Here is a 21,082-nt window from a genome sequence, read left to right on the forward strand (position 1 = left end):
GGCAATGCCACAATGTGCGAATCGACCTCAAGGAGATGATGGATGGCGCCCGTGCAAGCCCAGGTCCTGCCGCCCCCTCCGGAAAGCGGCATCGTTCCGGAAAAGATTCGCGACGGCATCGACCTGCTGATCAATGGCGAGCACTACCGCCACACCGGTGATCCGCAGATGCCGCTGCTGTGGTACTTGCGCGACGTGTTGCGGCTGACCGGCACCAAGTACGCCGGCGGGCACGGCGGCAGCGGCGCCGACCTGGTGCTGCTGGACGGCAAGGCCGTCTCCGCGATCGCCCAGCCACTGGCCAGGCTGGCCGGCAAGGCGGTGGTCACCGTGGAAGGGCTGGCCGCCAATGATGGCAGCCTGCATCCGCTGCAACAGGCCTTCATCGACGAGGACGCGATCGGCTGCGGCTACTGCACGCCGGGCTGGCTGATCGCCGGCGTCGATCTGCTGCGCCGCAAGCCGCATCCGGGCGACGACGACATCGACCAGTTGCCCAACCTGTGCCGCTGCGGCTGCCAGACCCGCGTGCGCCGCGCGATCAAGCGCGCCGCCGCCGGCAAGGCGGGCCCGCGATGAGCCAGGGCATCCGACTTTCGCGCCGCCGCTTCCTGCAGGTGCTCGCCGGCACCGCGGGCTCGCTGCTGGTCGGCATCCGCTTCGCCGAAGCGGCCGACGCACCGCTGCCGCCGGCACTGCTGGGCGACAACATCCACGGGCTCGGACCGTACGTGCGCATCGACGAGGACGGCAGCGTGCTGATCGGCGCGCGCGATCCGGACACCGGCACCGGCGTGGCCACCTCGCTGCCGCGCATCATCGCCGACGAACTCGACGTCGACTGGAACAACGTGCGGGTGGTCGCGCTCGGCCTCGGCGTCGACAGCCGGAACGGCAAGCCGGTGTGGAGCTACGGCCACCAGGTCGGCGGCACCGGCACCTCGATCCCTGCCGCTTGGCGCGACCTGCGCCAGGCCGGTGCGGTGGCGCGCTGGCTGCTGCTGCAGGCCGCCGCGCGCCGGCTGGGCCTGGCCGCCAGCCGCCTGCGCAGCGAGAACGGCATGGTCATCGCGCCGGACGGTCGCCGCTTCAGCTACGGCAGCCTGGCTGCCGACGCCAGCAAGATCGCCCTGCCCACCACCTTGCCGCCGCTGAAGAACCCCGCCGATTACCGGCTGATCGGCCACGGCGTCGGCGACGTCGACGCGCGCGCCATCGTCACCGGGCAGACCCGCTACGCGATCGACCACTTCTACGGCGACGCCGTGGTCGCCGTGCTCTCGCATTGCCCCTGGCCCGACGGCAAGCTGGCACGGATCGACACCACCGACGCGCTGGCCGTCGACGGCGTGCTGAAAGTGGTGCAGCTGCGCCCCGAGCGCGGACAACCGGCGGGCAGCACCGTGATCGCCCCGGCCGTGGCCGTGCTCGCCGAAAACACCTGGGCCGCGCTGCAAGGCCAGGCCCGGCTCAAGCTCGAATGGAAGCCCGGTGCCAGCGGCGACGCCAGCAGCAGTGCGCTGGAACAGCAGGCGCTCGCCCTGCTCGGCGGCAAGAGCGCGCCCACCACCCGCGTGCGCAACATCGGTGATGTCGACGCCGCCGGCAAGAAGGCCGCGCGCCGCCTGGAGGCGACCTACTTCCAGCCGTGGCTGGCGCACGCCACCGCCGAGACGACGAACTGCCTGGTGCGGCTGGACAAGGATCGCGCCAGCCTGGTGGTGCCCACCCAGGCGCCGCAGGCAGCCTCGGCCGTGGTGCAGCGCCTGACCGGCCTGGCCGCGGACAAGATCGACATCCGCGTGCCGCGCGTGGGCGGCGGCTATGGCCGCCGGCTCGATCACGACTACGTGGCCGAGGCGGTGATGCTGGCCAAGGCGATCAACAAGCCGGTGCGCCTGCTGTGGTCGCGCGAACAGGACCTGCGCAACGACTACTACCGCAGCGGCAGCGTGCACCAGCTGGGCGCCATCATCGATCGCAAGCGCCAGCTGCTGGCGTGGAACCAGCGCATGGCCAGCGCCTCCGCACTGACCGGACGCGGCGTGCCGCAGGATCACCTGTGGACGTCCGAACTGCAGGCCGACCAGTTCCCCGCCCCGCTGGTGCCGAACTATCGCAGCGACTGGTACGCGCTGGAATCGGCCACTCCCCGCGGCCCGATGCGCGGCATGCCGCACCTGAGCAATGCGTTCGCGGTGGAAAGCTTCATCGACGAAATCGCCCACCAGATGCGCGAGGACCCGCTGAAGACGCGCCTGCGCATCCTCGGCGAAGCGCGCCAGCTGCCGCTGGACAACGGTCGCACGCTGGACGTCGGCCGCCTGGCCAACGTGCTGCGCCTGGTCGCCGATCGCATCGAGTGGAAGAACTGGCTGCGCACCGTCAACGGCCTGGGCATCGCCTGCTGGCACGTCGACGGCGCCTACGTCGCGCACGCGATCGAGGCGGCGATGCAGGGCGACAAGCTCACCATCCAGCGCGTGGTCTGCGCCGTCGACGTGGGCCGCGTGATCAACCCCACCGGCCTGCAGGGCCAGGTCGCCGGAGCCACGCTGGATGCGCTGTCCATCGCCATGAATGCCGCCATCACCATCAAGGGTGGCCAGGTGCAGCAGCACGACCTCAGGGATTACCCGCTGGCCAGCATGGCGCAGCTGCCCAACGAGGTGGAGGTGATCACCGTCGACGACGAGCGTGACCCCGCCGGCGCCAGTTTCCTGGCCATGCCCACGGTCGCCCCCGCGCTCGCCAATGCGGTGTTCCGCGCCAGCGCGGTACGCGTGCGGCGATTGCCGTTGATGAAGGAGCTGCTGCGGCTGCTGTAGTGGTGCCTGTCCCGATCAGCCGGCGCTGGCGCAGCCATCCGGCCTGGTCACCCGCTCCGTCGATGGCGGGTACTTCGCCAGCAGCGCCGCCGCCCGCGTTGGCCGCGGGCTGAAGCCGCCGCCGCAGTTCGGGCAGGTGCCGTGCAACACCTGCTCCACGCAGTGCGCGCAGAACGTGCACTCGAACGAACAGATCATCGCGCCCTCGGCCTCGGCCGGCAGGTCGCGGTCGCAGCACTCGCAGTTCGGTCGCATCTGCAGCATCGGAATCTCCCCTGCCGCACATCGCCTGCGCGGCCATCATCGTCACCTGGCGAGGCCAGCCCGTCCATCCTGCCAACGCCCTGCATCGTCGCCGGCTCGAGCGGAGGCACGGCGTCGCCCCGGGTCTCGGACGACGGTCGTCAACGGTACAGCAGCCATGCCAGAACGTGATACTCCGCGCCGACGCAGGCCAGCGACAACAGCACGAACAGCAGCAGCCTCAACGCCGCGTACAAGCCATCCACTTCCCGATCCGGCGGCGGCCGCTGCGCGGGCCGATACCACAGGCGGAGGCTGCGATTGACGATGACGACACCGCGCACGCAGTCGACCAGGTCCTGCCAGCTCCCGAAGAAGAGGCGGCCCAGGAAGATGTACGCGGGGAAATTGCCGACCAGCAGTGCCAGCGCCAGCAGCGGGTGCTGGAAATCCGCGGGTCGCTCATGCATGGCCAACTCCCGGCAACGCCGAACCTGTCCCGACCCGGCGACTCATGCGATCGGCCCTGTCCCTTGAGTGCTCAGAACCAGCTCATCTCGCCCAGCACCACCTTGCGGTAGTAAAGAAGATCGGCGCGCAAGGCGTAGACGGCCGCAAAACCGTAACCGACTCCGTGCGAGAGCCTGCCCTTGCTGAGCATCTGCAGCAGCACGCCCAGTGCAATGGCCAAAATGGAATACATCAGTGCCGGCCGCCACAACCCCTTGGCCAGGAAATACAACGGCCCGAAGAAGAACGCGAGGAAATTGAAACCGATGGCCCGCCGTTCGCCGGACTGCAATTTCCGCGCATCGGACAAGTCCGGTCCACCCGCCTTCTCGATCAGCCTGAACTTGCGCTTCCACGCATCGGACACGTCCAGCCGTGAGACAAGGTCCACCGGCTTCGCCGCCGGAGCGGCCACCGCCGCCACCGGACGCGCCGGCTGCACGTGGTCAACGTAGGTATTGTACGGATCGCTCATGAAACCCCCTTCCCTGGATGCCGAAACCGGAGTGGCAAACCGCGTCGTAGCAGGCTCGCCAGGACAAGCAACGGCCGAAAGACTACACGATCGGGCGCGCCCGCCCCATGGGAAAAAACCCTATGCGAACCTGACCGGCATTTCGGACGAAACTCGTACCGCTCCCGGACCGTCGATGAATGAATGAAGTCTTTGGGTGCGGTCTATACCGAGGTCCGAGCCAGCGAAACCGACTCAACAAGACCGGTTACGGAAATGCAGCCGGGCAGCGGCTGCATCGCAACGGCAAGGACTGCACCATCGGCGGCTATGCCGCGATCAAGTTCCGCGCACCGGAAGCAGCCTGCAAAGACTGCCCGCTGCGCACGAGGTGTTTACGCAAACCCCAGACCACACGCTCGCGGCAAGTGGCCGTACTTGCCCGCAAAGCCGAACGCACCCACAGCGCGCGCATGCGCGAGCGCATCGACAGTGCGTGGGGACGCGAACAATACGGGCGGCGCTTCGCCACCGTCGAGCCGGTCTTCGGCAACGTACGCCACAACAAGCGGCTCCATCGATTCACCCTGCGCGGTCAATCCAAGGTGGATGGTCAGTGGAAGCTGTTCGCACTGGTGCACAACATCGAGAAGCCGGCGAACTACCGCAAGGTGGCCTGAGAAGGCACAAGACAAGCATCGTGGCGCCGATCAGGCGCCTCGAATGGAAGCGAACACCTCTCTGCGAAGAACCACCAAGGATGGAGCGCGGCAAGCGACGATATCTTCGGCCGCCCATTTGGCCGTCTATCCGCCGGCGGAAAGGACTTTTTCTACAGCCTCAACGCTGGAGTTAAGCGGCGCGCGGCTTTTTCGCGCGTCCGCTTGGACGAAATGTTATGCCCGCGACAAGGCAGAAGGCGATGCCTGAAAGCAGGCCGAAGAATGCGGGGATCAGAATGTCGCCAATCTGAAGCGAAGTTGAGCCAAAGCAAGCCCAGACAAAAATGGGAGACACGACGATGGCTGCAGCGATGGCCCCTACGCAGACACGCAGAAAGGTCAGCGCGCCATGCGCCCGTAGCCATAGTAAGTATGGAAGTCCGATGCCAAGCATCGCAGCGTAGGTTGCCGGCAAGATGTAAACGAAGACGAAATAGGATCCCTCCGGCACCCTCAGTGCGCCGCGACCTCTGGTGAATAGACCGACTAGCACCGAGGTAAAAACTAGCCCAACGGGTACGACCCATGGCGTGGCCAGCACGGCAAACCAAATTGGGCGGCGATGTTGAGTCATTGGCATAACGCTTAGTAGACCCCATATCGGGGCATATGCAATGGATGTTCAGCTTTCGGCTGCGCTTGGTCAAGGAGCGATCCTGAGGAGCGACAGGACTGGCCGGATGATGGCTCCCGCTTCCGCAGGTAATTCTTCCCTGTGCATATCCCACAAATCGGGGCGCCATGTCTTATCCCCCACAATCGATGGTGATAGCAGGTGCTGGTTCGGTAACGCGTCTACCTGCCTTCTGGACGAAGTTCGGTGGCGTTTGCCGCACGGACACCGCAGCTTGTGCATCGGAACCATTACACCGGATGGATACGCCGGTTCATCCTGGGGAACGGAAGACAGCCCTCGCCTGAAAAAGACGCGGTCGCGCTGGCGCGTTCCGGACCTTGGAGCAAGGCGCCACCGCAGTCCACGAAAGCTCAATGGAACTGGTCGCTCGCCGGCACCCACGAACTGGACGATGAGGCCGGCGCGGCGGGTTTGACCGGCAGCGTGATGACCTCGCAGCCGGGGGGCGGCGGACTGCCGGCGACGCGGGCGGCGGCGCATTCGGCGCTGTTGTCGAACTTGATCATCGGCGCGGGCGATGGGCTGCTGGCGGCGACTGCCGGTTTGGCCACGGGATTGGCCGGGGCCAGGTTCAGGCGATCGTAGATTTTCTGGTCCAGCGGCTTCGCCGGCGGATCGGGGTTGCCGCAGCCCAGCAGCGCGATCGGTATCAGGGGATTCACGGCGCACTTGATGCGGATGCCGCGTGGCAGATGGAAGGTGTGGGTGACCCGGGTCTTCTCCGCCGCGCGCCGCAACGCGGTGTCGATCGAACTTTCGCCTTCGGGCGCCCAGTCCTGTTCGAAGCGGGTCGGCTTGTAGCCGATGTCGGGGCGGCCGTGGCTCATGATCTGGGTGTCGCCGTGCGGCTTCAGTTGCACATACTCGCCCAGGCCGGTTTGCGGCTCGCCTTGCGCACTGCCCTTCTGCACGCCTTGCGGCGCGCCGGGCTGGTTGCCGCCGGGCTGCGCCTTGCCAGCCTGGTCGCTGGCAGTCGGTGCCTTGCCTGCCTGGTCGGCGGCGACCTGCTTGCCGTTGCCCGGCTGCTTCGCCGCTTGCGTCGACGGGGCGGCGCTGCTGTCGGCCGCTGCCGGTTCGCGCACGACGGCATCGGCTCGACCCGGATCACCCAGGTCGCTGCCTTGCGGGATGGCGTCGGGCGCGCGGCTGACGTCGCGCCCCGGCGACTGGTCCGCCGGGGTGGGCGCGGGCTGTTGCGCTTCGTCGCTGGCCCTGGAGTGGGGCGATTCGGCTTTTGCCGTCGTGTTGTCGGGAACAGGCGCGGCGGCCGGGGTCACCGTGGGCGGTGCGCTCAGTTCGGGAAGTTCGATGGACGGCTGGACGGGCGTCTGACGCGGCGTGTCGGTCACCTCGATCTTTTCGCTGGGCGCCTGCGGCTTGATCTCGGCCGGTGCCGATGGCGCCAGCGGGACCGCGTCTAGTTCGGCTTCGGCCACCTCGATCGACGGCGCCTGCACCCGGGGCTTTTCGTTGGACACCGTGGGACGGGGCGCGCTCAGCGGCGCGTCCAGATTGACGATGGGCGAGGCCTGCGCCGGCAGGGGCACCGGCTGCAGTGCGGGCACCGGCGGCGCAGCGGGAACCTCGGCGCGCATCACGGTGACGCTGGCCGGCGCCAAGGATTTGGGCACGTTCGTGTCCAGCGCGATGCTCGGCATGGCGATCGGCGGCGCGGCCTGCGGCGGCACTTCGGGCATCGCCAGCGAAGGCGGTGGCGGCATCGGCCGATTGCCTTCCCGTTGCGGCTTGCGCACGGACTCGGGCTGGAACTTCGGCGGTACCGGCGGCTGCACCACCGGCGTGGGCAGGTTGATCACGGGCGGCTCGCCGGCCAGCGGCACGGGTTGCAGATCGGGCGCCGGGGCCGGTTGCGGCAGGCTCACCGGTGCCGGCGGCGCGGCCACGGGTTTCGGCTTGGGCGCCTTGACCTTCGCCACCCTGGCGACCACCGGCGGCGCGGCCGCCGCGGGTGGCGCCGGCGTCACCACCGCCTCGACGTTGGCGCTGCGTTCGCTGACCCGGGCCGGCCGCCGGTCGCGACCCTGGTGGCGTGGCCCCCGCTCTTTCGGTGGCGTGCCGCGCACCGGGGGCGGCGGGGGCGGTTCGGGCGGCTCGATCAAGCGCACCTGCAACAGCACCTGCTTCGGCTCGGGCGGCAGCACGACCTGGAACGCGGGGCCGAGCACGAAGCCGAACAGGAAGAACAGATGCACCACCACGGCGCCCGCCATCGCCACGATGCGCAGGGTGCGCTCGCGCGGCCGTGGCCGCGTGCGCTGGTGATACACGCGTGCACGAGTGGCCGCCGCCAGTGGCGAGTTCAGCATCACCTGCGCGGGGTTGGCGGCGCGTCGGGAGGTGGCGTGTGGCGGTGGCGCGGGCATCGGATGAGTGTAGCGGGCGCCGCCCCGGTTGCGGGTGGCGGGCGTGAGGATCGACCGCCGCGAGGGGCATGCCGCCGCAGGTTCAGTGCCCGCGCGCTGCCTTCGCGGCCCGCTCGCGCAGCTCGGCATCCACGGCACGATCGGGCGTGTCCACCGGGCAACCCCAGGCCAGCGGCTTGCCGGCGCGATACATGTCGATGCAGGCCTGCTCGTCGGGTGGCTTCGGCGCATGCGCCTGCCCGTCCAGCGAACGCGCCGGCGCCATGTTGAGGCGCACGTCACCGTCCTTCGCCGAAGGTTTCGCCGGTGGATCGCCGCCACAACCACCCGCCAGCATCGCCAGCGAGATCGCGCAGTGGATGCGCACGCCGCGCGGAAGCCGGATGGTCTTCTTCACCGTGGTCTTGTCCACCAGCTTCTGCAGCGCGCTGTCGACGGCGTTGCTCTTGCCCCAGTCCTGGTCGAAGCGCGTGGCCTGGTAGGTGACCGGACTGCGGTGCTGCATGATCCGCGGGTCGCCCTGGGGCAGGTGCTGCACGTAGTCGGGCACCGGGGTGCTGCTTGCCGGGGCGGGCAACAGGGGCTGGCCGTTTTGATCGAACAGCCGTGCCGTGCTGCGCGGTGGTGGCGGCGCGGGCAGTTGCAGGCTCATGGCGTTCTTTCGCGGGGGCTCGCGCGGCGCCGCCGGGACGCGGGGACGCGGCGGCGCCTGCAACGCCGGGGCCGGTGGCGTCGCCCTCGCCGGTGCGCTGCTGATGAAGCGGATCTGCAGCGCTTCCTGCGCGGGCGCGCTGGTGGTCGGGGCGATCATTCGGGGACGCATCTGCTGCCACACCACCAGCACGAACACGCCGTGCAGCAACGCGGCGAGCAGCAGGGCCAGCCAGTGCTGGCGGCGTTCGCGCCGTGGCTCGTGCCAGCGGCGGCCACGCCCGGCCGCCAGGGCAAGCGGGGTCGCCTCGTGCATCGGCGGCGCCGGCGACTCCTCGGCGGGTACCGGCGGCGGGCGTTGGGCGAGCGGCGAGCGGGCGATGACGGAACCTCGGACGTGGCGGGAGCGGGCAGCATGCCGAGCGGGAACTGAATTCCGGCCGGCCGGATGGCGGCGCACATCCGGCGGGATGGCGACGCCACGGCGCTTGAGACCACCCGGCGACGGCGGCGGTTCCCCGCAGTGCAGCTTGACCCGCACGCCGCTCGGCTCAAGTCTAGGCGGGCGGCGCCTTGCGCCGCCTCTCCGCCATGACCGCCCGATCCGCTGACTTCGCCTGCCGCGAACTCGAGGACGACCATGACGGCCCGCCATTGTCAGCCGCTACAGCGCGGCTTCGTGCGGCGCCGTGGTTGATGCCGGCACGATCCGCGCCCAGTCATGGGAGGGTCGCATCGTGACGTATTCCACGGAAAGCATCCGCAACATCGCATTCGCCGGGCACGCCGGCGTGGGCAAGACCAGCTTGTTCGAGGCGCTGCTGGTCGCCGGCGGCGCCATCCAGTCCGCCGGCAGCGTCGAGCGCGGCAACACGGTGTCCGACAGCGACAGCCAGGAGAAATCGCGCGCCCATTCCATCGACAGCTGCGTGGCGAACCTCGATCACGGCGACTGCCACGTGAACCTGATCGACACCGCCGGCTACGCCGACTTCCGCGGCGCCACGCTGGCCTCGCTGTCGGCGGTGGAAACCGTGGCGGTGGTGGTCAACGCGATCAACGGCATCGAGTACGGCACGCGCCGGATGATGATGCATGCAAAAGCGCGCGGCCTGGCCCGCGTGCTGGTGATCAACAAGATCGACTTCGACGGTGCCAACCTGCCCGCTCTGGTCGACGCGCTGCGCGACGAGTTCGGCAGCGAATGCCTGCCGGTGAACCTGCCCGCCAATCGCGGCAATCGCGTGCTGGACTGCTTCTTCCACACCGACGGCGCCACCGACTTCTCTTCGCTGGCCGAGGCGCACCAGCGCATCCTCGACCAGGTGGTGGAGATCGACGAAGGCGTGATGGATCGCTACCTCGATGCCGGCGAAGGCTCGCTCACCCCGGAGCAGCTCCACGATGCGTTCGAGCAATGCCTGCGCGAAGGACACCTGGTGCCGATCTGCTTCGTCAGCGCCCGCACCGGCGCGGGCATCCGCGAATTCCTCGACCTCGCCGCGCGACTGCTGCCCAATCCCGCCGAAGGCAACCCGCCACCGTTCGCCCGCGACGACGGCACGCCGCTGGCGGTCAGCGCCGATCCGTCGGCCCACGTGATAGCCGACGTGTTCAAGATCGTCAACGACCCGTTCGTGGGCAAGCTGGGCGTGTTCCGCGTGTGGCAGGGCACCGTGCGTCGCGACAGCCAGTTGCTGGTCGACGACGGCCGCAAGCCGTTCAAGGTCGGCCACCTGTTCCGGGTGCAGGGCAAGAACCACGTGGAGATCGAAGCCGCCGTGCCCGGCGACATCGCCGCGGTGGCCAAGGTGGAGGAGATCCATTTCGACGCGGTGCTGCACGACTCGCACGACGAGGACCGGATCAGCCTGGCGCCGCTGGCCTTTCCCGCGCCGATGTTCGGGCTGGCGCTGGAGCCGAAACACAAGGGCCAGGAGCAGAAGCTTTCCAACGCGCTGGCACGGCTGGCCGAAGAAGACCCGTGCTTTCGCGTCGAGCATCACAAGGAGCTCAACGAGACCGTGGTGCGCGGCCTGTCCGACCTGCACCTGAAGGTGATGCTGGAACGCATGCGCGAGCGCTACGGCGTGGAGGTCGACTCGCATCCACCGCGGATCGCCTATCGCGAAACCATCGCCGGCCACGCCGAAGGCCATCACCGGCACAAGAAGCAGACCGGCGGCGCCGGCCAGTTCGGCGAGGTGTTCCTGCGCGTCGAGCCGATGGAACGCGGCGCCGGTTTCGAGTTCGTCGACGCGGTGAAGGGCGGCGTGATCCCCGGCCAGTTCCTGCCGGCGATCGAGAAAGGCGTGCGCCAGGCGATGGAGCACGGCGCCGTGGCCGGCTATCCGCTGCAGGACGTACGAGTCACCGTCTACGACGGCAAGTACCACGCGGTGGACTCCAAGGAAGTGGCCTTCATCAGCGCCGGCAAGAAGGCGTTCCTGGATGCTGTGGTGAAGGCGCGGCCCACCGTGCTGGAACCGATCGTCAACATCGAGGTGGCGATCCCCGAGCACAACGTGGGCGACGTCACCGGCGGCCTGGCCGGCAAGCGCGCCCGCATCCTGGGCACCGACAGCCAGCGTGGCGGCGAGCTGGTGATCAAGGCGCAGGCGCCGCTGGCCGAACTGACCGACTACCCCACCGAACTGAAATCGATGACCGGTGGCCGCGGCCGCTACAGCCTCGACCTCAGCCACTACGAGGCGGTGCCGGCCACCGTGCAGAAGCAGCTCAGCGAAGCGTGGAAACCGCACGCGGAGGAGGACTGATGGCGCCACGCGCCACGCGCACGCCGCCTTCATCGCGCGCCGCTATGCTGGTCATCCCCGACCGACACGGAGCATCACGATGAAGCCAGCTTGCACCCTGCTGCTGCGCGGCCTGCTCGCCGGCTCGATGCTGTGGCTGGGCGCCTGCGCCGTACGCGCCCAGGCCGATGATGCCCAGCCCATGCCCGAGAGCAGCATCACCCTCGAACGCAGCACCTGCTTCGGCAACTGCCCCGCGTACCGCGTGACCGTGACCGCCGCCGGCCAGGTCAGCTTCACCGGCCAGGCCCACGTGCAAACCATGCAGGCCACCGGCCAGGTCACCCCGACCCAGCTGGCCGCGATCCACGACGCGCTGGCGCGCGCCGACTTCGATGCGATGCAGGCCAGCTACGTCAGCCGCAACGACGGCTGCGGCATGATCATGACCGACCAGCCCGGCATCAGGATCACCGTGGAAAACCCCGGCGGCAGCCGCAGCGTGGACTTCTATCTCGGCTGCACCGGCCCGGCCGCCGAAGCGGTACGCCCGCGCATCGAACAACTGGCCAACAGCATCGACCAGCAACTCGGCACCCGGCGCTGGATTGGTACGCCGAAACCGCCGGGGGCGGTGGAGCACGTGGAGCGCTGAGCAGACGCCACCGGCGCCCCGCGCGTAGGGCGGACACCGTCCGCCGACTCTTCAGGTATATACGACTCATGGTGACAGACCACGATCAAAGAGCGGAATTCAACTACCGGCCCCATTGATCACCGAGGTGCTGCCCGACGAACTGGTCGAAGAGATGCGCCTCCACTTGCAGCAACAGAAGGTGTTGGGGACAGATCGGTTTCGGTCGAGAGTTGAAGAGAGGACAGGCTGATTCATCGCCGTGCGGTCGATAGGCCTTCTCCATGCGTTCAAATTGTCCTGACACCTTTCGCCTTTTGTAGCAAACTGAGGCGCCGCTCAAGACATGCCAACCACACAGGAAGAAGAACCGACAAAAACAGGCAGTATCTCTTCGCTTGCGCCCGACCTGGACACTCCAGCGGATATCTTGAATCTGACCATTGCAAGCAGTCGGACTGCATCCAACGGACGCAACTTCAATTCGTATGATGTTCGAAACTCGCTGTTGGTTCGCCAACAGAAGGCACGTGTCAGATACCGGAACGGTATGACCCTGCCAACCTCAGCGGAAGTATTGTTGGCCAACGCTGAGCGAAAGGACTACAACCATCGTCGCTCCCTATCCACGAACGTAACGAAAGCGACGTCGCAGGCTCGGCCCGCTGATGTCTGTGCTCATCACATCGTCGCGCTACGCGACATTGAAGCGGAGAACTCTCGACTCCTGCTGTTCGTGTGGGGTATCGGCATCAATGACGCCGACAACGGCGTCTTCCTGCCTCGCTATGGCAAAGGGCTGCCTGGCTATCCAGATGCCGCACATCACAGCCCGCACCATGCGGCTACGTACCACCTCACGGTGTTCTATCAGCTGAGTCGCGCGACCGAAGTCGAATCGGGTCGAGTACGTCTACGCTCGATCAAGTCACAATTGCTGTCGGGCGTGTTGACGCTTTGAGTAGGGGAAGACAGATGACGATCTGGGAACTGCGATGCGCCTCTGTTCGAGACTACGCCATGGTTGTCTCTCTAAACCGGGATGACATGCTCGAACGACTTTTCAACACGAATGGAAGTCCAAAAAATTGGCTTGATCGTCCGCTCGTCGGCTTGGCGGACAGCGCGCGAGGCAAGAACCCGCGCCCGCCAGCCGACGTCAGTGCGATGGTCGCTGGTGCATTGGTTCTCAATGAGCGCGCAAGGATGATGCTGGCCCCGTTTTTGTTGCAGTTCGGACAACTGTTGGAGCTCGATTGCCAAGGTAGTGGTGAGGTTCGCCACTTCTACAACGTCACCAATATCATCCATTGCGTCAATGTGGAGCGCTCCGAGATGTCCGAGCTGGGGGACGTAAAAATGGAGGCGTTCAATGAATTGAAGATTCCCGTTGAGCCCGCCATCTTCAAAGATCCCTCGACGGCAGACGTCAGAATCTATATCAATGATTCCGGCAAAAGGCACATGGATAGCTTGATTGCTTCCGCGAATTTGACCGGCATCGAATGTGGCGCTCTGGCCCCGCTACTCTGGTAAAACAAAGGGGCCAGCTCAACCTGATCCCCTTGGGCTGTGTAACCGTGACCGCTGACGACCAGGTGCGCTTCGCCGGCCAGGCCCACGTGCAAACCATGCACGCCACCGGCCAGGTCACTCCGACCCAGCTGGCCGCGATCCACGACGCGCTGGCGCGCGCCGACTTCGATGCGATGCAGGCCAGCTACGTCAGTCGCAGCGACGGCTGCGGCATGATCATGACCGACCAGCCCGGCATCAGGATCACCGTGGACAGCCCCGGCGGCAGCCGCAGCGTGGACTTCTATTTCGGCTGCACCGGTCCGGCCGCCGAAGCGGTACGCCCGCGCATCGAACAACTGGCCAACAGCATCGACCAGCAACTCGGCACGCGGCGCTGGATTGGCACATCGAAACCACCGGGCGCGGCGGAACACGCAACAAAAGGGACGGAGGCAATTAAACGGCTTGACCTACTCGTGGCCGGCACCATCACGGCAGGCCTGCCTGGTCGCCTCTCAGCTCAGCGCATCTCAAGTACAGCCCCAGTTCTGTCATATTGCCTGACGAAGGCGCGGCGCATAGATCCATAGCCTCCCCACCAATCAAAGCCGGCTGCTCCGCTTCAACGCCAGGTACCGCTCGATCAGCGCGCCGGACAGTTCGCTGCAGCTGACGTCGAGGGTGTTGACGCCTTCGCGGCGCAGGGATTCGTGCACGCGGTCGCGTTCGGCCAGGTAGTGCATCGCGGCGGCGCTGCGGATGCTGTCTTCAAGTTCTTCGCCCGGCTCGCTGGCGGCGCGGTCCAGCGCCAGTTCGCGCAGGCTGACCAGCATCACCAGGTGGCGCTTGGACAGCATGCTGACCGCGGCGCGCAGTTCCACGTCGTCTTCGTCGCGCACGTTGGTGATCAGCACGACCAGGGCGCGGCGGCGCTGGTGCGCCTGCAGCGCGCTGGCCGCGGCCAGGTAGTCGGTGGCTTCGGGCAGTGCCTGCAGGTCGTAGCCGGCGCCGAGCAGCATGTCCATGCCCAGGCTGCCCTGCTGCGGCGGCAGCCAGCGTTGCTGCTGGCCGGTGCAGGCCAGCATGCCGACCGCGTCACCCTGGCGCAGCGCGATGCTGGCCAGCGCCAGCGATGCGTTCAGCACGTGATCGAAATGGACCAGCTGGTCGTCCTGCGCCAGCATGCGGCGGCCGCAGTCCAGCATCAGCACCACCTGCTGGTTGCGCTCGTCGCGGTATTCGCGCGAGATCAGCCGGCTGCTGCGTGCAGTCGCCTTCCAGTCGATCTTGCGCAGGCTGTCGCCGACGCGGTAGTCGCGCAGTTCCTGGAATTCGGTGCCTTCGCCGCGGCGCCGCTGCAGACGCGCGCCCACGCTGCGCGAAGCCAGCTCCACGCTGAGTCCCGCCAGCTCGGCCAGCGAGGCGAAGTTCGGATACACGCGCACGGTCGACGACGCACCGATCACGCGGCGCGCGGTCCATGCACGCCAGGGCGAGCGCAGTTGCACGTGGCAGCCGTCGAACACGAACTGGCCGCGCGCATCGGGGATGACGCTGTAGTCGAGCAACAGGTCCCGTCCCGGCGGCAGGCGCACGTCGCGCGGCATGCCATGCACCACCCAGCCGCCCGGATGCAGGTCGTGCAGGCGCAAGGCCTGCGTTCGTCGCGTGCCGCCGCGCAGGCGCAGGCTGACGGTGGCCGGCGGACCCAGCGGCATCACCGGCGCCACGTCGCGCTGCAGTTCGGGCGAAGGCATCCGGCGCAGGCGCAGCACGTCGACCAGGGCGAACAGCGCGATCACGACAGCGACGGCCAGCCAGGCGGACAGCGGCAGCCAGCCAAGGCTGGCCAGCACGCCGAGCACGGTCCAGCCCAGCAGCAACCACAGCAGTAGCGGAGCAGGTCGCATCATTGGCGCGGCGCGGGCACCTTGTGCAGCAGCGCGGCGAGCACGTCGTCGGGCCGCTGCCGCTCGATCAGCGCCTCCGGCGCCAGCACCAGGCGATGGCGCAGTGCCGGCAGGGCCACCGCGCGCACGTCGTCGGGGGTGACGAAATCGCGACCATCGACGGCGGCGTGGGCGCGCGCCAGTCGCGCCAGCGCCAGCCCGCCGCGCGGGCCGGCGCCGCCGATCACGCCCGGCCACTCGCGCGTGGTGCGGGCGATGCGCACGGCGTAGTCGGTGACCGCCTCGTCCATGCGGATCGCCGCCACCGCTTTCTGCACCGCCATCAACTGGGCCTGGCTCAGCACCGGGCGCACCTGCGACACGTCGAGGTCGGCGGCGATCTTGCCGTTGACCACGCTGGCCACCATGCGTCGCTCGTCTTCCAGGCCGGGGTAGCCGATGACCACCTTGATCAGGAAGCGATCCAGCTGCGCCTCGGGCAAGGGATAGGTGCCTTCCTGCTCGATCGGATTCTGCGTGGCCACCACCATGAACGGCTCGGGCAGTGCGAAGCGGCGGCCTTCGATGGTGACCTGGCCTTCCTGCATCGATTCGAGCAGGGCGGCCTGGGTCTTCGCCGGCGCGCGGTTGATCTCGTCGGCCAGCAGCAGGTTGGCGAACACCGGGCCGCGGCGGATCTGGAAACGCTCGGCCTTGGGATCGTAGATCGCGTGGCCGGTGACGTCAGCCGGCATCAGGTCGGGGGTGAACTGCACGCGGCCGAAGGTACAGCCGACCGACGCGGCCAGCGCACGTACCAGCAAGGTCTTGCCCAGGCCCGGCACGCCCTCGATCAGCACGTGGCCGCTGGCCAGCAGGGCCAGCAGCACCTGGTCGAACACGTCGCCCTGGCCGATGAAGGCGCGGGTGACCTGGCCGCGCAGGGCACGCGTCTGCTCGCCCAGTTCGGCGATCGACAACGGGGCCGGCGGCGTGACCGGAGTGGCGAGGGTTTCGGTAGTCATGGGCGGCTCCTGAGTCGGGCCAGGGTGATGATGGAAGCGCGGAACGCCTGGGCGTTCGCGGGTGACTGAAAGGCTTGCGCGACCTGCGCGGCGTCGAGCGCGCTGCGCTCGGCCAGGCGGGCATACAGCGCATCGCCGTTGAGCATGGCGCAGGCCGGGTCGCGTCGGCGCAGGCGCGCCAGCACGGTGTCGCTGGCCAGCCGGTGCAGGCTGCGGCCGCCGTCGCGGCGATAGACGAACTCGCCGGCGGCGTGCACGTGTTCGAGCAGCGCACGCCGATGCAGCGCCGGCGCGGGCATCAGCGGACCCAACCGCGCGCTGCGCATCGCCATCCACGCGCCGAGCAGCAGGGCCAGCGCCAGCAGCGCGGGCCAGCCCTTGAGCCACAGGAATGTCAGGAACGACGGACCATCCAGCGCGTACACGATGTAGAGCGTGCCGCGCCCGCGATTCGGTTCCAGCAGGCCCCAGGCAAACTGTTGCGCCACCGCCCGCTTCAGCTGGTCGCGCGAGATCGGGGCGAAGCTGGCCAGCAGGCTCACCCTGCCCTTGCCCAGCCGGGTGCGCGCGAACAGGTAGCCGCCTTGCGCATCGCCGATGGAAGCCTCGACCGCGGTGGTGGCGGCGCCGGCCAGCAGGAAGCGCACGCCGCACAGGCGCAGCTTGTCGTCGTCCTTGCTGGTTTGCGCATCATCGAAAGCGCTGCAGGCATAGTCGCCCGGATGCGGATCGAGCAGGCCCAGCGCGTCGAACATCGGCGTGCGCGCGCCGGTCGCCGCCCCCGGCGACAGCAGCAGGTGGCCGCCGCCGCGCACCCACGCGGCGATGCGCGCCGCATCGGCGACATCGACCCGGCTGGCGTCGTCGCCCAGCAGCAAGGTGTCGCCGGACTGCAAGGAGAGATGCTTCGGGTCCAGCGTGGTCAGCGAGCGCGCAGGCAGCTCCAGCCGCCGCAGGGTTTCCTGCAGGGCGAAGAAGCGGTTGTAGCGGGCCTCGCCATGCGCGGGCGTGGTTTCGACGACGTCCCGGCGTTCGAACGTGGCGAAGAAGCCGGCCAGCAACAGCAGCACGGCGCCAAGCAGGACCAGGACAAGGGTCAGCGTCCGGCGGTTCATGCCGGTGCTCCCGCCTGCGCGGGCCAGCCCGTCAGCAGTTGCTCGATGGCGGCGTCATCCGGATAGCGGCCGGCGTAGGCAGCGAACTGCCAGGTGCGCACGATCGCCACCACTCGCTGGGCACGCGCGACATCCTCGATCGCGCCGGCGCGATGCAGCCAGTCCGACTCGGTCGCATCCTTCGACGGTGGCAGTTGCAGCAGCTGCGCGGTGTGTTCCACGCAGCCGCGATAAAGCAGGGCCAGCGCCTCGCGCCTGCGCTGCGCCTGCCACAGCGCGCGGGTGGCCGCGGCGAGGTCGTCGGGCAGCGGCAGCTCGGCTGCCTCGCCGGGCAACAGGCTGGACGAGCTCATCGCCACCGGCTCCTCCGGCTCGGCCTGCCAGCGGCCACGCCAGCGCCAGGCAAACCAGCCCAGCGTCACCAGCGCAGCGCCCAGCAGCAGCCACAGCAGGCCCTTGAAGATCGCCGACAGCCACTGGCCCAACGCGGGGAACGGCATCTCCTGTTGCTGGCGTTCCGTCTGCCACGGATGCTTGAGCCGCCAGCCGCGCGTCGCGCGTTCGCCACCGAAGCGCGGGTCGCGATACACCTGCGCAGCCGCTTCGGCGAAGCGCTTTCCGTCGCTGGCCGGCAGTGTGCCGAACACCTTCTCGACGCTGGTGGCAATGGGTTTTTCCGGAGCACCGACGCTTGCCTGTGCACGCGGGCTCGCCTGGGCATGCAGCGAAGGCAGCATGCCCAGGCACAGCAGCACGCCCAGCACCTTGCCCAGCGCCTCGATGCGCGTGCGCATGCGGCGGAACGCCAGGTCGATGTCCCACGCCTCCAGTTGCGTGCGGCGATTGAGATACAGCGCGAATCCGCAGGCCACGTACAGCGGCTCGATCGCGCTCATCGCCAGGTAGGCCACGCCCGCGCCCAGCACGATCCAGATGGTCGAGACGCCCTGCGTTCCGCCGCGGAACAACTCGCCCAGCGACTCCGGCCGCCATTCGTCGGGAATCAGCAACCACGCGAACATCCAGAAGCTGAGGAACAGCACCAGCTCGAACTGCAGGCAGCCATAGGTCAGCAGGCTGACGTCGCCCACGATGCGCTTGCGCAGCACCTTCCAGCGCGCCGAACGCTGCTGCCGCGTAGCGCCTTCGAGCAGATCCAGCGGCAGGCGCAGGGCGCGACTGCTGTCGATGCGCAACCAGGTCAGCCCGGCCAGCGTGCTGCGCCAGCTCCACTGGCGCTGGCCGCGCAGGGTTTCGCGCCAGCCCGGCGCGCGATCGAACACCGCGCGCGACAGCACGTACAGCGGCACCCGGTCGAACAGAGGCTTCAGCCACCACACCAGCACCCAGCCCAGCCATGGCAGGTCGAGCAGCAGGCCCAGCGCATTGCACAGCACGAACGCCGGCAGGGTGAAGGCGAACCACGCCGACCACACCGCGCGCGCGTTGGCGCGCAGCATGGCGGCGCCAAGATCGACCGCCTCACGCGTCACGCGCGGGCGCAGCACCACGCTGATCCGTTCAAGCTCCATGCCTGCCCGCCCTGCCGCCACGCCACAACCAGCCAAGCACCAGCACCCACAACACGGCGGCGCTGCCGAACTTCACCGCATCGGACAGGCTGGCGATCGACGACCAGTACGCCTCGACGAAGGCCGCCACCACCAGCATCGCAAAGGCGCCCAGGGCCAGCTGCGCCCCGATCCAGCCGGCCGCGACCAGGGCCGGTCCGCGGCGCTGGCGACCCGGTGACAGCAGGGTCAACCCCAGCCGCAGGCCCGCACCGCCGGCGATCACCAGCGCGGTCAGCTCGAAGGCGGAATGGGCAGCGACAAAACGCCAGAACGGACCGCCATAACCGATCGCGGTGAGGTGCCCGGCGACGCCTCCGATCAGCAGGCCGTTGGCGCCCAGCACGTAGATCGCGCCGACGCCGAAGACCAGGCCCGAGGCGAACGAGCGAAACGCGATGCTGACGTTGTTCATCACGTAGAAGCCGAACATGTGCAGGTCGGTGCCGCTGCTGCGGCCGATCTGCGCGTTGGCGGGGTCGTACATCTTCTCGAACTGCGCCAGTTGCGCGCTGCTGAAGACCGTGTGCGCCAGCTCAGGGCGCAGCTGCATCAGCACGAGGGTGACCAGCGCCGGCACGTAGAACAGCACCGCCGCCGCCAGCATGCAGCGCCACTGCGCCCGCACCAGCCGCGGGAAGCCGGCGACCAGGAACGCGATCACGCGATGCCAGCGCGGCGCCGGCGGCTGGTACAGCACGCGATGCCCCTGCTGCACGATGCGCTGCAGGCGCTCGGTGACTTCATGGCTGTAGCCGCGACCGCGGGCCAGCGCCAGGTGATGGCAGATGCGTCGATACGACGCGGGAAAATCCAGCGCCTGCTCCTGGCGCAGGGTGCGTTTCGCCTGCCGGTCCAGCGCATTCAGCCACGACTGCAGGTGGTCCCACTCGCGGCTGTGCAGGGCGACGAAGCGTTCCTGTTTCATGTCCGCCCCAGCAGCCAGTTGGCGTGCGCCACCAGTTGGCGGATCGCCCCGGTGTCGCGCTGCCCGGTCAGCGGCGTCAGCAGGTTGGCCAGTTCTTCCTGGCGCTGCACGGTGAGCTGGCCGGCGCGCTCGGCGAATTCGACCAGCGCGGCCTGCTCGTCGCTGGCCAGCACCAGCGGCAGCGGCACGGCGGTCAGCGCGGGAATCTCCTGGCCGGCAGGAAGGTCCGCGACGTGGATCACCATGGTGCCGGCCACGATGTCGCCGAGGCGCCGCGCATGCGGGTCGATCAGGGTGCAGGCCAGGCCCACGCCGTAGACACCCGGCAGTGCATCCACCACCCGCAGCAGGTTGCGCACCACCGACGGCAGCCAGGTCACCGGCGTGCCGTCGGCATTGACCACGCGCAGGCCCAGTGCGCGCTTGCCGAACGTCTGCCCGCCCAGCCACACCTCGCACACCACCGAGTAGCCCCACAGCAACGCGAACATCACCAGCATCGCCAGCCCGTTGCCGCCCTTGCCGAAGGCCGCCAGCGGGATCAACGCCACGAAGAAGATCGCGAAGCGCAGCAGCAGATCGACCATCCACGCCTGCGCGCGGGGCAGAGCGCCGGCCGCACGCAGGCGCAACGAGACGCCTTCCGGCGTCTCGATCTCGCGGACGGTATCGATCATCAAGCGTCGACGACGATGGTGTCGGCAATCAGGTCGTGCAGGCAGCGCTTTTCCTTGCCGAAGATCAGCAGCGGATCGATCAGGTTGACCGCCTTCCCGACGAACGGAATCATGCCCAGGATCAGCACCGGCACCACCCGCAGGAAAATGTAGCGCCCCAGGCCGATCGGGCTGCCATCGGTGCGCACCACCGCGATGTCCACCGCGCGCTTGCCGATGGTCTGGCCGCTCCGATGCAGCATCAGGCAATTCACCACGATGATGGTGATCATCAGGGCCAGGCCCAGCAGCATCAGGGCGATCATCGGCCCGGCGGGCTTGATCCCCTTCCTGACGTCCAGTGCCATGTAGCCGGCCCAGATCACCGGGGCCAGCCAGATCAGGCTGACCACGCCATCCAGCAAGGCAGCACCCAGACGCTTGCCACGCCCGGCCTTGCGGTTCTCCAGGTCATAGGCGTCCCACGCGCTCGCATCGTCGACCACGGCCGCCGGTGCGGCGTACGGATTGTTTTCCATCGAGTCCTTCCCCTTGCTGCTT

Annotated in this window: 20 protein-coding genes; 8 read left to right on the plus strand and 12 right to left on the minus strand. The window is 68.2% G+C overall.

Annotated features, from left to right (window positions below; genetic code table 11):
- The first annotated feature begins 42 nt into the window (after positions 1-42).
- Together ABNK63_RS12990 and ABNK63_RS12995 are read left to right on the plus strand one after the other, a co-directional pair.
- On the plus strand, positions 43-579 hold the full coding sequence (locus ABNK63_RS12990) for a (2Fe-2S)-binding protein (RefSeq protein ID WP_007805594.1): 537 nt from the start codon (positions 43-45) through the stop codon (positions 577-579).
- Entirely contained in the window at positions 576-2,828 is a 2,253-nt protein-coding gene (locus ABNK63_RS12995) for a molybdopterin cofactor-binding domain-containing protein (RefSeq protein WP_007805592.1), read from the plus strand. Before ABNK63_RS12990 ends, ABNK63_RS12995 begins: the two co-directional genes overlap by 4 nt.
- Positions 2,829-2,843: 15 nt before the next feature.
- On the opposite strand, the gene ABNK63_RS13000 is transcribed toward ABNK63_RS12995, so the two are convergent.
- From ABNK63_RS13000 to ABNK63_RS13010, 3 genes are all read right to left on the minus strand, one after another.
- Positions 2,844-3,092, minus strand: a complete 249-nt coding sequence (locus tag ABNK63_RS13000; RefSeq protein ID WP_007805590.1) for a DUF1272 domain-containing protein — start codon at positions 3,090-3,092, stop codon at positions 2,844-2,846.
- Between the two features lie 140 nt (positions 3,093-3,232).
- Positions 3,233-3,541 carry a hypothetical protein gene (locus ABNK63_RS13005; RefSeq protein ID WP_007805588.1) on the minus strand — a complete coding sequence of 103 codons (309 nt, stop codon included), beginning with the start codon at positions 3,539-3,541 and terminating at the stop codon, positions 3,233-3,235.
- A 71-nt stretch (positions 3,542-3,612) separates the two neighbouring features.
- Positions 3,613-4,056, minus strand: a complete 444-nt coding sequence (locus ABNK63_RS13010) for a DUF2628 domain-containing protein (RefSeq protein WP_007805585.1) — start codon at positions 4,054-4,056, stop codon at positions 3,613-3,615.
- Between the two features lie 179 nt (positions 4,057-4,235).
- Here ABNK63_RS13010 and ABNK63_RS13015 point away from each other — a divergent pair, with 179 nt between their 5' ends.
- Entirely contained in the window at positions 4,236-4,715 is a 480-nt protein-coding gene (locus ABNK63_RS13015; RefSeq protein WP_350015862.1) for a transposase, read from the plus strand.
- 1,029 nt (positions 4,716-5,744) lie between these two features.
- Here the strand turns inward: ABNK63_RS13015 and ABNK63_RS13020 are convergent.
- The gene (locus ABNK63_RS13020) at positions 5,745-7,778 is read right to left on the minus strand and encodes a hypothetical protein (protein ID WP_350015863.1); all 2,034 of its coding nucleotides are present in this window, start codon (positions 7,776-7,778) and stop codon (positions 5,745-5,747) included.
- Positions 7,779-7,860: 82 nt separating this feature from the next.
- Positions 7,861-8,745 (minus strand): hypothetical protein, encoded by an 885-nt coding sequence (locus tag ABNK63_RS13025; RefSeq protein WP_350015864.1) that lies wholly within the window; start codon positions 8,743-8,745, stop codon positions 7,861-7,863.
- 421 nt (positions 8,746-9,166) lie between these two features.
- Between ABNK63_RS13025 and fusA the strand changes: the two genes are divergently transcribed.
- From fusA to ABNK63_RS13050, 5 genes are all read left to right on the plus strand, one after another.
- Entirely contained in the window at positions 9,167-11,206 is a 2,040-nt protein-coding gene (fusA, locus tag ABNK63_RS13030) for an elongation factor G (RefSeq protein ID WP_350015865.1), read from the plus strand.
- 79 nt (positions 11,207-11,285) lie between these two features.
- Positions 11,286-11,840 (plus strand): DUF6438 domain-containing protein, encoded by a 555-nt coding sequence (locus ABNK63_RS13035; RefSeq protein ID WP_350015866.1) that lies wholly within the window; start codon positions 11,286-11,288, stop codon positions 11,838-11,840.
- 529 nt (positions 11,841-12,369) lie between these two features.
- Positions 12,370-12,780: an AHH domain-containing protein gene (locus ABNK63_RS13040; protein ID WP_350015867.1), complete on the plus strand. Its 411-nt coding sequence runs from the start codon at positions 12,370-12,372 to the stop codon at positions 12,778-12,780.
- Positions 12,781-12,794: 14 nt separating this feature from the next.
- Positions 12,795-13,355, plus strand: a complete 561-nt coding sequence (locus tag ABNK63_RS13045; protein WP_350015868.1) for a hypothetical protein — start codon at positions 12,795-12,797, stop codon at positions 13,353-13,355.
- A gap of 44 nt (positions 13,356-13,399) precedes the next feature.
- Complete coding sequence (locus tag ABNK63_RS13050) at positions 13,400-13,927, plus strand: hypothetical protein (RefSeq protein ID WP_350015869.1); 528 nt, start codon at positions 13,400-13,402, stop codon at positions 13,925-13,927.
- 12 nt (positions 13,928-13,939) lie between these two features.
- Here the strand turns inward: ABNK63_RS13050 and ABNK63_RS13055 are convergent, their stop codons facing one another.
- From ABNK63_RS13055 to ABNK63_RS13085, 7 genes are read right to left on the minus strand one after another with little or no spacing between them, the layout of a single operon-like run.
- On the minus strand, positions 13,940-15,247 hold the full coding sequence (locus ABNK63_RS13055) for a DUF58 domain-containing protein (RefSeq protein ID WP_350015870.1): 1,308 nt from the start codon (positions 15,245-15,247) through the stop codon (positions 13,940-13,942).
- Complete coding sequence (locus ABNK63_RS13060) at positions 15,247-16,251, minus strand: MoxR family ATPase (RefSeq protein WP_056715747.1); 1,005 nt, start codon at positions 16,249-16,251, stop codon at positions 15,247-15,249. Before ABNK63_RS13060 ends, ABNK63_RS13055 begins: the two co-directional genes overlap by 1 nt.
- Complete coding sequence (locus ABNK63_RS13065; protein WP_350015871.1) at positions 16,248-17,366, minus strand: hypothetical protein; 1,119 nt, start codon at positions 17,364-17,366, stop codon at positions 16,248-16,250. The genes ABNK63_RS13060 and ABNK63_RS13065 overlap by 4 nt, the downstream gene beginning before the upstream one ends.
- Positions 17,363-18,898: a DUF4129 domain-containing protein gene (locus tag ABNK63_RS13070; protein ID WP_350015872.1), complete on the minus strand. Its 1,536-nt coding sequence runs from the start codon at positions 18,896-18,898 to the stop codon at positions 17,363-17,365. The genes ABNK63_RS13065 and ABNK63_RS13070 overlap by 4 nt, the downstream gene beginning before the upstream one ends.
- The gene (locus tag ABNK63_RS13075; protein WP_007804137.1) at positions 18,888-19,865 is read right to left on the minus strand and encodes a stage II sporulation protein M; all 978 of its coding nucleotides are present in this window, start codon (positions 19,863-19,865) and stop codon (positions 18,888-18,890) included. The genes ABNK63_RS13070 and ABNK63_RS13075 overlap by 11 nt, the downstream gene beginning before the upstream one ends.
- Positions 19,862-20,542, minus strand: a complete 681-nt coding sequence (locus tag ABNK63_RS13080; protein WP_007804138.1) for an RDD family protein — start codon at positions 20,540-20,542, stop codon at positions 19,862-19,864. Before ABNK63_RS13080 ends, ABNK63_RS13075 begins: the two co-directional genes overlap by 4 nt.
- The gene (locus ABNK63_RS13085) at positions 20,542-21,060 is read right to left on the minus strand and encodes an RDD family protein (RefSeq protein ID WP_350015873.1); all 519 of its coding nucleotides are present in this window, start codon (positions 21,058-21,060) and stop codon (positions 20,542-20,544) included. Before ABNK63_RS13085 ends, ABNK63_RS13080 begins: the two co-directional genes overlap by 1 nt.
- Positions 21,061-21,082 lie beyond the last annotated feature (22 nt).

This window comes from Rhodanobacter sp. IGA1.0 (assembly GCF_040208325.1).
Taxonomy (GTDB): domain Bacteria; phylum Pseudomonadota; class Gammaproteobacteria; order Xanthomonadales; family Rhodanobacteraceae; genus Rhodanobacter; species Rhodanobacter spathiphylli.